Source organism: Herbaspirillum sp. Her4, from assembly GCF_057961335.1.
The window spans coordinates 160,162-172,988 of record NZ_CM176330.1 but is presented as its reverse complement, the minus strand read 5'-3'; the positions used below and the strand labels follow the sequence as shown (position 1 = coordinate 172,988).

The 12,827-nt window shown below is 60.3% G+C and carries 11 protein-coding genes; 4 read left to right on the top strand and 7 right to left on the bottom strand.

Annotated features, from left to right (window positions below; translation table 11 throughout):
* Positions 1-111: 111 nt before the first annotated feature.
* Together ACWFUC_RS00785 and ACWFUC_RS00780 are read left to right on the top strand one after the other, a co-directional pair.
* Positions 112-903 carry a hypothetical protein gene (locus ACWFUC_RS00785; protein WP_489623842.1) on the top strand — a complete coding sequence of 264 codons (792 nt, stop codon included), beginning with the start codon at positions 112-114 and terminating at the stop codon, positions 901-903.
* Positions 900-1,208 (top strand): hypothetical protein, encoded by a 309-nt coding sequence (locus tag ACWFUC_RS00780; protein WP_489623841.1) that lies wholly within the window; start codon positions 900-902, stop codon positions 1,206-1,208. The genes ACWFUC_RS00785 and ACWFUC_RS00780 overlap by 4 nt, the downstream gene beginning before the upstream one ends.
* Before the next feature lie 36 nt (positions 1,209-1,244).
* Here the strand turns inward: ACWFUC_RS00780 and ACWFUC_RS00775 are convergent.
* A protein-coding gene (locus ACWFUC_RS00775; RefSeq protein ID WP_489623220.1) for an IS3 family transposase occupies positions 1,245-2,332 on the bottom strand; the annotation gives its coding sequence in 2 pieces (ribosomal slippage) (positions 1,245-2,080 and positions 2,080-2,332; 1,089 coding nt in all).
* A 41-nt stretch (positions 2,333-2,373) separates the two neighbouring features.
* On the opposite strand from ACWFUC_RS00775, the gene ACWFUC_RS00770 reads away from it, so the two are divergent.
* Entirely contained in the window at positions 2,374-2,673 is a 300-nt protein-coding gene (locus tag ACWFUC_RS00770) for a DUF6708 domain-containing protein (protein ID WP_489623840.1), read from the top strand.
* A gap of 392 nt (positions 2,674-3,065) precedes the next feature.
* A complete protein-coding gene (tssA, locus tag ACWFUC_RS00765) occupies positions 3,066-4,193 on the top strand; it encodes a type VI secretion system protein TssA (protein ID WP_121045733.1) in 1,128 nt (375 codons plus the stop codon).
* A gap of 92 nt (positions 4,194-4,285) precedes the next feature.
* Here the strand turns inward: tssA and ACWFUC_RS00760 are convergent, their stop codons facing one another.
* From ACWFUC_RS00760 to ACWFUC_RS00735, 6 genes are all read right to left on the bottom strand, one after another.
* Positions 4,286-5,092, bottom strand: coding sequence for an OmpA family protein (locus ACWFUC_RS00760; protein WP_489623839.1), 807 nt, complete (start codon positions 5,090-5,092; stop codon positions 4,286-4,288).
* Positions 5,093-5,095: 3 nt separating this feature from the next.
* Entirely contained in the window at positions 5,096-6,082 is a 987-nt protein-coding gene (tagF, locus tag ACWFUC_RS00755; protein WP_489623838.1) for a type VI secretion system-associated protein TagF, read from the bottom strand.
* On the bottom strand, positions 6,079-9,942 hold the full coding sequence (tssM, locus tag ACWFUC_RS00750) for a type VI secretion system membrane subunit TssM (protein ID WP_134223442.1): 3,864 nt from the start codon (positions 9,940-9,942) through the stop codon (positions 6,079-6,081). Before tssM ends, tagF begins: the two co-directional genes overlap by 4 nt.
* A gap of 29 nt (positions 9,943-9,971) precedes the next feature.
* A complete protein-coding gene (locus ACWFUC_RS00745) occupies positions 9,972-11,519 on the bottom strand; it encodes a hypothetical protein (protein WP_489623836.1) in 1,548 nt (515 codons plus the stop codon).
* A gap of 67 nt (positions 11,520-11,586) precedes the next feature.
* Positions 11,587-11,844 (bottom strand): PAAR domain-containing protein, encoded by a 258-nt coding sequence (locus ACWFUC_RS00740; protein ID WP_034334647.1) that lies wholly within the window; start codon positions 11,842-11,844, stop codon positions 11,587-11,589.
* Positions 11,845-11,912: 68 nt separating this feature from the next.
* Entirely contained in the window at positions 11,913-12,752 is an 840-nt protein-coding gene (locus ACWFUC_RS00735; protein WP_489623835.1) for a M15 family metallopeptidase, read from the bottom strand.
* Positions 12,753-12,827 lie beyond the last annotated feature (75 nt).

The following is a 12,827-nucleotide window of genomic DNA, read 5'->3' as shown; positions in this document are numbered from 1 at the left end:
TGGCAAAAATATGAGGATAAGCTGGACAATCCGCTATACCTTTCCTTCAAGAAGAATTTTAAAGACTTTCAGACGACTGTATCGAGGATCGCGGAAGAGCGCACGACTGACTTGGTCAGTTGGCTGGGGGCCAAGAACCTGATTGATGCATTGACTGAATTTCATGGCAAGAGCGTCCGCGATGGCGTGGTTTTCGACGATCAGATAGGACGTGCCATCTTCGGTATGAATGACAGTCGCTCGGGAAAAGAGAAAATTGCCGCTTGGGTCGCCGAAACGAAGGCTACGGAGACCAACCTTTTGTGGCATCCCATGGCATTGAACCAAATCGATGCCATGCCGGAACTGGATGCCCATCTTCAAGAGGCCAAGCAAAAGAACGACAAGAAGATCATCGCCAGCAGCATTGACTGGCTGGCCGTCGGCCAAAAGAGTCTGAAGGCCACTGCAGACACCTACAAGAAAGCGCTCAGTATCTACAATGCCAACGTCAAGGCGGCCTCCGAAAAAGGCTCCATGGCATTCAATGTACAACTGAAGCCCATCAAGACCAAGGGAATCGACTTCCAGATCATGGCCACCGGCGATCCCATCATGAAGTATTTCCGCGTCAATAGCCTTCTTGATTATGGCGGAGAGAAAATGGTTCAGCATCTGTTGAACATCCGCTTGCTGGTTGACCCGATGGATTCGCTTCAGCTGATTCAAGCACAAGCCCTCAATGAAGGCGTTGCCCGTGAACTGATGATCAGTCGATTGAGCACTGCCGAAACTTCCTGGCAAGTGAGCGGCCTCAGATTAAGGCAGCGCAAGTCGACAATATGCGCAGGGCATGGACTGAATTCAGAAAAAGCGAGAGTTCAGGAAATGCGATCAAGGACGTTCGTGCGGCACTGCTGGTGATGCTTATCGAAGGTGTGAATTTTTCGAAGATGGTTGATGCATGCGCGCAGAAAAAGGACGCAAAAAGCTTTCTGGGTCTGGCAGCATCTGGCATGACAATCATCAGCGGGTTATTTGATGTCGCGTCCACTGCCATCAAGGGGATGACCAAGGATATTAGCGGCGACTTTGACAAGGGATCTTCGCTTTGGAGCTATCAGAAGCTTAAGCTTTTTGGGGGATTGTTGAGTGCTGGAAGCGCGACGATTGGGGCCGCGCTTGATTACGAAGATTTTAAAAAATATAGTGATCGTGGTGAAGGGTAATCCCCCCATTTCTAACGTTTGCCAGAAGTAGAAACGTCAAGCAGCCATGGCCAGCCGCTGTTTCGGGGTAAATCCGCCCAAGGCCATGTTAGGGCGTTCATGGTTGTAGGTCCACATCCAGTTGCTCGCAAATTGCTGAACGTGCTCCAAATCATCCCACTGATACTGAGATAGCCATTCATAGCGCACAGTCCTGTTGAACCGTTCCACATAAGCGTTCTGCTGCGGCTGGCCCGGCTGGATGTACTGCAGCTCAATGCCCGTTTGCTGTGCCCACTGTGTAATTGTGGTACTCAGGTACTCCGGGCCGTTGTCGCATCGAATGGCGCTGGGTTTACCGCGCCATTCGATGATTTGCTTCAGGCTACGAATCACTCGCTCCGATGGTAGCGAGAGATCCACTTCGATGCCCAGTGCCTCTCGATTAAAGTCGTCGATCACATTGAACAAGCGGATGCTTCGCCCATCTGCAAGCTGGTCGTGCATGAAGTCCATCGACCAGGTCTGGTTGCAGCCACTAGGTACAGCAAGCGGCCTAGGTACTGCGCGGACCAACCGCTTGCGCGGTTTGATACGCAGGTTCAACTCCTGTTCGCGATAGATACGGTAGACGCGCTTATGATTCCAGCCAAAGCCACGGACGTTGCGCAGATACAGGAAACACAGACCAAAGCCCCAACTGCGGTGGTTATCGGTCAGTCGGTGCAACCAGTTTGCGATCTCTTCATTCTCTGGCTTACGCTTGCTGATATAGCGATAACAGGTTTCGCTTACCTTAAACGCCTGACAGGCAAGCTTGATCGGCACACCACGTTCTTCAACAACGCGCTTGGCCATCTCGCTGCGACGAGATGGCCTTACCAGTTTTTTTCGAGCGCCTCTGCCACAATCTCGGCCTTGAGCTTTTCCTCGATGTACATTTTGCGCAGCCGGGCGTTCTCCGCTTCGAGCTCCTTCATGCGCGCCATCATCGATACATCCATGCCGCCGTACTTCGAGCGCCATTTATAGAACGTCGCTGTGCTGATGCCTAGTTCGCGGCAGATGTCCGGAACACCAAGGCCTGCTTCAACACGCTTGATCGCCTCGATAATCTGGCTGTCTGTGAACTTCGATCTCTTCATTTGTAGAACTCCTCTGTGAGAATATTCTACTTCTGGCGGCGTTGGTTTTAAGGGAGGATTACTGGCCTGACGCCCTCCCGGGACTGGAAAGCAAAACCCGTGAGACAGGTTTCTTGTACAGCCTTTTTTCTTACATGCCTTATCTCTTGCCTGGCCCGACGGGACGGCGTTATCGCCAGATGATGCGCTGGTATGACTATCTGCTGGCGTTCATCTCGGTTTGGTTTTTCTGGATTTGGTTGCCTCTTGGTATTTGCCATTACGTCGCAGTGACATGTGCTCCGGAGCCTAAATGGCCTGCCGAGATCGATGCAGAAAGCCGATCACTTCGGTTGACATGACATGGTGCTATTGGCTCTCATCTGCTCGATGCAGAAAGTCGTCGGAGCTCAGTTCGCTATCAGAGAGAGAATATTAAACGAAGTAGAGAATGACCGAAGAAGGGCATTGTGAACGCATTTTCAAATATTAAAAAAATGACTACGGAAAACTGCGAAGTGAAGATCAATGAATGAATCCGTGTAGAAGCAGTTTTTGGCAAATTTTAAGCACCGAATACCTCGCGCATTGACTCATCGCCCCGCACAATTTTTCGTTTATTGCCTCGTCCGCGCGAACACCCGCCCCCAACCCTTGTCCAACCCCCTCCAAGGCCCGTCACTTCCAGCACGCGCATGCTGAAACAACGGGGATCATCATGACAAGAAAATAACTGATCGGGATCGCATCGACCATGAAACTGCCCACCCTGAAATCCTTGCTCGGCGTCAAGCCACCCACCTCTGCCGTCGACCCGCTGCTCAAGCCCATCAATGACAACCATCCCGGTGGCGAAGACCTCTCCTTCACCGCCGACCTGGACGCCATTGCCGAGGCGCGCCGCTTTGATGATCCGACCCTGGACCAGGGCGAATGGGTCACCGACATCAAGGAAGCCGACTGGATCTTCGTCGAGCAGCGCTGCGCCCAGCTCATCGAAACCCGCAGCAAGGACCTGCGCCTGGCCGTCTGGTACAGCGAAGCCGCCTGCAAGACGCGCGGCCTGCGCGGTCTGGGGGATGGGTTCCTGCTCGTGGCCGGGCTGTTCGACCAGTTCTGGGATCATCTCTATCCGCTGTCGGAAGACGGCGACCACGACCGCCGTGTCGGCAACCTGACCTGGCTGCTGTCGCGCTCGGTGCAGATGTCGCGCGAAATACCCCTGACCGAAGGCCGTGGCAGCGCCTTCTCCCTGCTCGACTTCGACGCCGCCCGCACCCGCGCGGCCAATGCTGAACGGATCGCCAACGAAGGCGGCCAGCCGGAAGAGGGCATCAAGCTGGCCGTCATGGAATCGGCCCGCAAGCGCAGCTCACATGCCTTCTATGAAGCCATGCTGGCCGATACCCAGTACTGCCTGCAATGCCTCGAACAACTGGAAAAATCCGTGGATCAGCGCCTCGGTGTCGATGGTCCCGGCTTCTCCTCCGCCCGCGAGGCGATCACCCTGGTTCACGACACCATCGCCCGCTTCGCAGCAGATACCGGCCTGCGTTCGGTAGCTCCTGCAGAGATCGCCGTGGCCGATGAAAATACGGCTGCAGTGGCCGCGCAATTGAGTGAGCAAGGCAGCCCTGTTGCAGCGCCGGTCCAGCATCAGGGACCGATCCGCACGCGTGCCGAAGCCATTGCCCAACTGCGCGCCGTGGCAGAGTTCTTCCGCCGCACCGAGCCCCACAGCCCGGTCGCGCACCTGGCCGACAAGGCCGCACAATGGGGTGAGATGCCCTTGCACGCCTGGCTCAAAACCGTCATCAAGGACAACGCCGCACTGTCCCACGTCGAAGAACTGCTGGGATTGCAACCGCCGCCACAAGACTGAACATCGCCTGGCGACGCGCCCAAGGAAAAAAGGAACCGCAAAACAAGCGGTTCCTTTTTTTCATGCCGGGCGAGATTCGCCCGCGTCTTGTCTTACTTGGCAATACGGAATTCGATCCGTCGATTCTTGGCACGCCCTTCAGCCGTATTGTTGGAAGCGACCGGACGATCCGGACCCTGGCCCGAGGTCGTCAGCAGACTTTCATCGACCCCCTTGGCACTCAGGTAGGCCTTGACCGCATCAGCCCGTGCCAGTGACAGCGAGATGTTGCTGGCGCGCAGGCCTTCATTGTCGGTGTTGCCGATGATTTCCACGTGCCGGCCCTTGAGCTTGAGCATGGTCGCAGCGATCTCATCGAGGATGCGTTTGCCTTCGGGCGTCAGGGTGGCCTGTCCGCTTTCGAAGGCCACCACCCGGTTGGCCAGTGCGTTGTCCAGCAGACCCTGTTCCGAAGTGGAGACCCGCAAGCCATTGTTCACGGTATAGGAAGAATTGAGGCTGCTGGCCATGTCGCTGGCGATCTGCTGACGCTGCGCCTCATTGGACACTTCGCCCGAAATGCTGACGCTGGTGCCATCGATCTTCAGCTGGCCACGGCTGACGGCCTTGAGGTTGGGCGAAATCAGCTTCTGCACGTGATTGTTCCAGTTGGCCGGCAACACCACCTGGCCGACCGCAATCTGGTCGACCACGCGGTCGGCGCCATAGACTTCGCGCAGGCGCGCCAGCGCGGCCGCCTTGCTGGCTTCATCGGGGACGGTGCCGGTCACCAGTACCTGGCCCGGTGCAGGCGTGGCGACCGGCGGCGCAACGTTCTGTGCATGAGCGACCGAGCAGGCGAGCCAGGCCGCGCTCAACAGTGCCAGCCGGCGGGTTTGGGAAAAAATGTTCGTCTTCAAGATTCAGGCTCCGATGAAAGCTTCGCGGAATGAGGCCAGGGCCGAGGTCAGCGAGAGGTCGGGATGGGCCAGGTAGCTGGATAGTTTCTGGATGCCGTAGTCGCTGCCCACATGTTCTTCCACCCAGTCCGCATCGTCGAAGGGGATGTTGTGCTCGGCACCGGCCTGGATGTCCATCACCGAATGCAAGGTGCGCGGCGAAGCGCCCGAAAAGCCGAGGAACATGGCCGGCTGATCATCCAGCCGCGTCAGGAACAGCGCCAGCTCGAAATCGGCCCGGGTGAGGAAGGGCGTGATCAGGTGCATCCAGAAACTGGCCACCAGGCTGCGATACATCGGGTCGCGCGGCAGCGGCAGGATCAGGTTCTTGTCCAGACGACTGGAGGTGCTGGCCATGACCGGCTGCAGCAGCAGCCCCAGCGCCAGCAACAACTGGCGCAGATTGCCGGTGAAGCCGGCCTCGGCCAGCATCTGTTGCAGCGAGCCCGTGGTCTGCAGATCCAGGAAGTCGGCAAAGGCCGCCGCGTAGCCGGCGCTGTTGATGTCCAGTTCCAGCGTGGTCGACGCCAGGGTCTGCAGCGGCTGGGCCGGATCGGGTGCCGTCAGCACGCCTTGCGTGAGCGATTCCAGCCGCGACCAGAGACGCGAGAGGATCAGCGGACTGTTGCTGACGAAAGCGACCGGATCCTCGATATCGAAGGCGCTCATCGAGATGAACGGGAAGCGTCGCTGCGACTGGTCGCCGCTGGCACGCAGGTGGCCCGCCACGGCACGCCGGCTGCGTGGTCCCATGACCACGAAGTGCAGCGGCTTGACGCCGTCGTAGATGATCTTCCAGCGCGCATCGCGCGACAGCAGCTCCATGGTCTGCGCCAGCCAGTTGTCCAGCAGCGTGATCAGGGCGGCGTTGTCAGTGGCCTTGATGAAATCCCCGCGCGCCGGAATCTTGCCGAAATAGCCGATCTTGATGGGGGTGCCGGTTGCACTCATTGCTTAGCCCCTGTAGTCATGGATTGAGTTTGCGATTGCACTTGCGCTGCCGGTGCGCCAGCGGGCGCAGTGGCCGGCGCTGGCGTCGGCACCTGCGCCGGGGCAGGCGTCGGCGCTTCCGGTGCGCCGCCAGCGATGGTTTCCGGCAGCTTCAGGCCACGCAGAGCGGCCGTGCCGCGGGCGGCACCGTTGCTGTTGCCGGAGACTTCGGCGCTGCTGATGATCTTGAGGTTCACCACCACCGTCACACCGTCATTGGTCCACGACAGTTCGAAGGCACCGTTGTCCTTGCGCTTGCGCTGGGCCGTGTTGATCAGGCGTTCCAGGCCGAAGCGTCCGGGCTGGTTGGCCACTTCCACCGTGCGGCCGTCATAGGTCACGGCCGTCACCTTGGCACCCGGAGCGCCTTGCGGATTGGGCCACACGAAGTTGGTCCACTGCGCCTGGGTGTTGCGGTAGCGCAGTTGCTGGCCATCGATCTCAATGGTGTATTCCAGCGCGCCCGGTGCCGGCTGGGGCTGGATCTGGAACACCGTCTGCGCTTCTGCAGCACCGCCGCCCGCACCAGCACCGCCCGGGGCGCTGATCCAGTCGGCGAAGCTGGTGGTGATGGCCGGCGACAGGGTGATGCCCATGTCGGCCCACTTGCGCGGCGACAGCGTGTCGCCCCGGCGCACCACCAGCGGACCCATGGCCGTGGTCACGAACTTGGAGATCGCACCGTTCTCGCCAAACACGGTTCCGATCTCGCCGCTGTTGGCTTCGATCTTGGAATTGGGCGAGAACGGATACTTGGCGGCCAGGTTGTTCTGGAACGGTTCGTACACCTGAGCACGCCAGATCTTGTTGACTTCGCCTTCGGTCGGACGCACCAGTGCATTGAAGCCCTGCACCAGCGGACGGACCAGCAACGGGCGCAGCGTGGTCTTCTGCTGGTCGTTCAGGCCGGGCAGCATCTCTTCATCGACGAACTTGAGCGAGTCCGACAGTTCCGAGCCATTTCCTTCCAGCGTCTGCTGCATCAGCTGCTTGGCGCCGGGGCCGGTGTCGCCCTGGTTCTTGATGGTGTTCAGGCGGGTACGCAGCTTGGAGAGATTCTCCATGTAGCCGCGCATGAGTGAATTGCCCTTGTCCTTGCTCACCACCAGGCGTGCCACGCCGGCGAATTCGCGCCCCACCGGTCCCATCGGGATGGCGGTGCTGCCGTCGGTATTGAGCTGGGTCGGTACCGGGGCCGGCGAGCGGCGCAGGATGGTTTCCTTGAACCAGCCCATGAAGCCCTTGCTGGCGTTGGCCAGACCGGCATCGACCAGGGACGGGTTGTCCCACGAGGTTTCGTCGTAGACGGTGTTGATCACCTTGTTGAGCGGCGAGGTCAGCGGGTCGCCCAGACGGTTCATGGCATTGGTGGCGTCGTCCAGGTTGCGCAGTTCGACGATGCTCACGCCCTGCAGGAATTTCTGCCACTCGCGTGCATATTCGGTCTTGTACTGCGACACCAGCGCCTTCTGGATCTGCTCGGGACTGCCTTCCAGCGTCAGGTCATCCTTGGTGGAGGTCTTGAGCACCCAGTCGGCGCTCTGCAGTTCCTTGTTGGCGGCTTCCTTGAAGGCATCCTGCACGAACTTCTCCCATGCATCGCGGGTGAAGGTGCCGGGGATGGCGTAGCTGCCCATGACCAGTTCCTTGTCCTTGTCGCCGACGATGCGGGCCACGGTCATGGAAGCGAAGCGGGTGGCGGCGCGTGCCTTCACATCGGCATACACGCGTTCACGCGCCGGCATGCCACGCACCACGCGGCGCAGGTTCTCTCGGGTCTGGTCGACCAGGGTCAGCTTGCTTTCCACGGTCGGCCAGGACGGATCATTGATCTGCTCCAGCGAGAAGCTGATCAGGCGTTCAGCGCTGCGGATCATCTGCTCGCGCGGCATGGTGCCGCGGTTGGTCTCCAGCCAGCCGCGCCAGAAGCGGGTGATCTGGTCGCTCAGATGGCTGGATTCGGCACGCGACTTGTCAGACAGCATCAGGTAGGTCTTGAGCGCGTTGTAGGCATCTTCCACACTGGTGGCCGAGCTGTCCTTGTAGGTGCGCAGGGCGTTGGCCGCCTGGGCCGCATTGTCGGCCACCGTCGTCACGCCTCCGGCTTGTGGCGGCTTGGCCATCGGTTCCAGTTTGCCGGAATTGGCGTTGACTTCCATCAGGTAGGTTTCGATGTTGGAGGACACCGGCTTCAACATGATTTCCTTGATGCCGGCAAAGTATTCCTCACGCAGCTTGCGCTCCAGCAGATCGCCCTGGTACAGCCCCAGGCCCACCGAGATCGGGCGGCTGGAACGATAGCGATCCAGCTGCTCGATGCGATCCTGCAGGATCTCCAGCGCTTCGAAGCGCGATTGCAGGTCCAGGCGCTTTTCCTGCAGCTTGACGGCCTTGTCCATGTCGGCCTGCACATTGGCCACCAGCTGGCGATTGCCCATGTAGGACCAGCTCCAGCCGCCCAGCAATGCCCCCAATACGGTCACCGCCGCGAAGAAGGTGACGTAGCGCATGCGGATCTTGTTGCGGCTGGTGTACTGCGCCACCAGCTGCTTGTCCGCGAAGATCACCTGCTTGAACAGGTTGTGCAGGAAGAAACCGTGCTGGGAGAAGATCTCGCGCTGCGGCTTGTGTTCGAGGGTCAGGCCGAAGCGATCGGCGATGCGCTGCGAAGAGGCGCTGACGGTCGCGCCTTCCTGCAGCGCGCTGGTGAAGTAGAAGCCGCGGAAGACCGGCTTGAACTGGAAGGGATTCTCCTCGAACAGCGTGGTCACGAAGGAACGCAGCACACCCTTGATGGACGAGAACTCCAGCGGGAAGGTCAGTACGCCCGGTGCCAGGTTTTCGCCGCGCTTGACGGACATGTTGGCCAGGCTCATTTCCTTGAGGCCGGCGTAGAGCTCGTCGAAGCGCTCGTCAAAGAAGCTGCTGACCTCCTGTCCGCTGCGCTTGCGGTCATAGGCGAGCGTCGCGCCCCAGACGCGATCGCGTTCGCCGCGTTCGGTGTCGAGGAAGAATTCGTTGAAGCCGGTGATCAGGTCGGCCTTGGTGAAGACCACATAGACCGGCGCAAACACTTCCAGCTTCTCGGTCAGCTCCTGCACGCGCTGGCGCAGGTTCTTGGCCAGGTTGATGGCGAATTCCGGACGGTTGCCGGTCAGCTCTGCGATGCTCACCGCGATGATGATGCCGTTGATGGGTGCCTGCTTGCGATAGCGCTTGAGCAGGCCGAGGAAGCTGAACCATTCATTTCGGTCTTCTTCGTACACCGAGTAACGGCCCGCGGTATCGAGCAGGATACCGTCGGTGGTGAAGAACCAGTCACAATTGCGTGTACCCCCCACCCCATGGACGATCTTGCCGCCCTTGTCCGCAAAGGGGAACTGCAGGCCGGAGTTGGCGATGGCGGTACTCTTGCCGGCCGCCGGGTTGCCGATGACCATGTACCAGGGCAATTCATACAGTGCGGCGGCACCGGATTTCTGTCCCAGCTTGGACGTCTTGATGGTGTTGATCGCGTCCAGCATGCGCTGGCGCAGTGCATTCACGTCGTCACGCCGCGCACCGTCGCTGCTGGCGGGGGCGGCTTGCGAGGCTTGCTGTTCCAGCACGTTTTCCAGCTTGCCGGCGGCGCGCCGGACTTTCCAGCGCTTGTAGAGCCAGAACCCCAGCCAGACCAGCAACAGCAGGCCGAGCAGGGCTGCCGCCCAGATCAGGGCCACTTCGAGCTGGTCGGCACCGATGAAGAGGAAGGCCGCCAGGGCGGCGAAGCCGAGGAGGATGAGGACGCGCGTGTCGCTGAGGATGTGCCAGAGTCGTTGCATGATGTGAGCGCTTTGGTGTGGAGTTCTTGTTATACGGTCGCTGAAGCAGTGACGGGAGATGCCGGGGTTGCGGTGGATGCAGCTGAATCGGAAACGGGGGCCGGTGCCGCCGCAATCGCGGGTGCACGGCTGAGGGCGACTACGGCACGCTGATGGGCGTCCTCGTTGCAGACGCACAGGCTGGGCTGATCGCTGTCGTCGGTGGCGGCGTGCGCCAGCACCAGTGCCGACAGCGCCGTGGCCAGGCCGGCCGAACCGCAGCTGGCACCCAGCTTCACGCACTGGCTGCCGAGGTCGAGTTCGGGCAGCACGGCGTAACCCAGCTTCATGATTTCATCGGTGCGGCTGGCTCGGTAATCGCCATCGCTGACCAGCAGGGCGAGTTGATCGGGCACGATCGCCGCATCGCGCAGCGCGCCCTGCGCCAGCTGGATCAGCAGGTCGCCCGGTACGCGGCGTGCCTGGTCGACGGACTGTTCGTGACGGCCCAGGCTGGCCCGGTGCAGCAGTACCGGATCAGCAGTACCCATGGCCAGTGCTTGGGTGGTATCGGCCAGGATCAGTCCGGCTGCAGCTTCTGCCGGGGATTTGCCGATGCTCTGTGCGCCTTGCAGCAATTGCTTGTCCTGCTGCCACGCTTGCACGATGTCCGGATCCAGATTGGACTGGGCCGCAATGACCATGGCGAGGTAGGACGAGGCGAGGTAAGGGGAGGGCTGTTGCGTACGCGGATCGCGGCTGGTCGCCACCAGCCGGTCCAGGTGCAGCAGGGGATGTGCATTTTCACCGGCGGCGGCCGGCAGGACGTTGAGCTTTTCCGGTGGCCAGCCTTGCTGGCAGACTTGTTCACCCAGCCAGCGGGCGGCCTGCATGCGTTGCTCGCTGCTCCAGGTGGGGGGCAGCAGCACCAGCAGATGCAGATGCGGCAAGCCGACTTCCTCCTGACGATGGCGCGGCGCGTCTTGATATTCTTCCAGCAGGGGATGCCACTGCAGCCGATCGCCCAGCTCGCGGGCGATGTCTGCGGCCAGCGCCAGGCTGCGCCAGTGTGCATTGTCCTGTGGTGTCAGCGCCTGCTCGGGGAAACGCTGCTGCTGCCAGGCCTGGTAGATTTCGCGTGTTTCTTCACCTTGAACATCGGAAATGCGCCCGGCGAGTATGGGCATGCCCTGATCGTTCACCAATTCGCCATCCAGGGGCAGGCGCAGCGATTGCGACTTGATCTGTTCGAGCAGGTCGGCGGCATCGGCGCCGAAGGGCGAGCGCAGGGCGGTGGCCACGATGGCCAGGGTCCATTTGCGTTCGGGGGAATGGCCGGGTTCGGTCACGGCTGCTGCCGGGGGCGGTGCGGCGGCTGCAGCGGCGGCCTTGGCAGCAGCGGCTGCGGCCATGGCGCTTCTGCCCTTGGCAATGCTCCATACCAGCAACAGGAAGACGGCCGGCAGCACCAGCAGATAGAGAATGACGTCACCGCCATCCGGCATGTGGTTGGCACCGGACCAATAGGTGATGAACATCACCCAGGTGACCAAGAAGACTGCGACGGTCAACAGACCCCGCTTTATCCATGTGCTCATCAGCGTTCGCTTTCCGGATTCTTTTTGTTGTAGTAAGCCCTGCCCCTGTCGTGATGGGTGGTGTCGCTCAGAGTGTCGTGGTGGCCTGGCCGGCAATGAGCACTGCGCCGCACGCGGTCTTGTCGCCGTCGCGCGCCACCGGTGCGCCATCCACCACCATGGTGGGATCGCCGCTGACGATGGTGGTGGTGCCATGGCGGGGACAACTGACCTTGTCGCCGATGCGCGCCACCAGCTTGTTGCCGACCAGGGTCTGGCCGGAACCTTCGATGACGCTGCCACCGTGCGAGGTCTTGTCTCCAAGGACGATGATCGGCTTGCTCATGGTGTATCCCCTTGTATTTCTACGATCTGTCTTTCGTCGGACGGCGACGTACAGGGCCGCGTCCAGCTCTATTTCTTCATCACGCCCGGCATGCGGTATTCGGTGTGGCCGAAATCCATCAGCTTCCAGCGGCCGCCCCAGGTCAGACCCACCGACTCGGCGACCTCGCCATAGAGGCGATAGCCTTCCATGGCCCATGGATCCTTTTCGCTGATCACCAGCTTGCCATTGCGCACAAAGGCGCAGTCGCCGGCCAGGCCGTACTGGTGATAACTCTGGAACGCGGCTGCATTGGTGACGTTGCTGCCCATCCCCGCCAGCATGGTCTGGCGCTCCGGACTGCGATAACCCTCGATGAGTGCCATCTCGTAACCATGCTTTTCCTTCATGATCTTGAAGACCAGGAGCAGGCGTTGGGCGTATTCAGGATTGAGCAGTTGCCAGTTGCGGCTGGCGTTGACCAGCATCGGACGGACCTGGATCACCTCAGCAGTGGTAAACATGTCCGGCGGCAAGGGCGGCGGTGGTACGAGTTGCTCACCTTTTAAAAGTTCCGCGATTTGAGAATTGGTTACGCGCTGGGTGTCGTCAAAACCCTGCAGCATCGATTTGCCGCTTAATAGAAATGCAACGATGGCTGGACCAATCAGCAAGACAGCAATCGTTGACACAATTACGTAATTATTGCGCACGTAGTCGACACTCGCTGTCAGGGAACTCCGGACGCTGGATGTGGTCCCTGCAATCACCTCATCGCCTCTTCTGTTCCAGCGTTCCCAGCGGGATCGCAGGCCGGCAAACCGGGCGTTCAGGAAGCGTAATGTCAGCACTCTGCCGGATGGAAACAGCAGCAGCCACATGGCGAAGCCGGTGACCAGCAGATAGGCGGCGATGAGAAGGAACAGCACGACGAATCCCCTTTTTATTCTGGCCGGCGCTGGGTGGCACTGCGGTGCGGACGCCGACACGTTTCTGGAATTGAG

What these genes read in the sequence shown, in the direction of transcription:
- ACWFUC_RS00740 (WP_034334647.1), bottom strand. Translation starts at nt 11,844, where the DNA reads ATGAGCAAGCCGATCATCGTCCTTGGAGACAAGACCTCGCACGGTGGC.
- tagF (WP_489623838.1), bottom strand. Translation starts at nt 6,082, where the DNA reads ATGAGTGCAACCGGCACCCCCATCAAGATCGGCTATTTCGGCAAGATT.
- tssM (WP_134223442.1), bottom strand. Translation starts at nt 9,942, where the DNA reads ATGCAACGACTCTGGCACATCCTCAGCGACACGCGCGTCCTCATCCTC.
- tssA (WP_121045733.1), top strand. Translation starts at nt 3,066, where the DNA reads ATGAAACTGCCCACCCTGAAATCCTTGCTCGGCGTCAAGCCACCCACC.
- ACWFUC_RS00745 (WP_489623836.1), bottom strand. Translation starts at nt 11,519, where the DNA reads ATGAGCACATGGATAAAGCGGGGTCTGTTGACCGTCGCAGTCTTCTTG.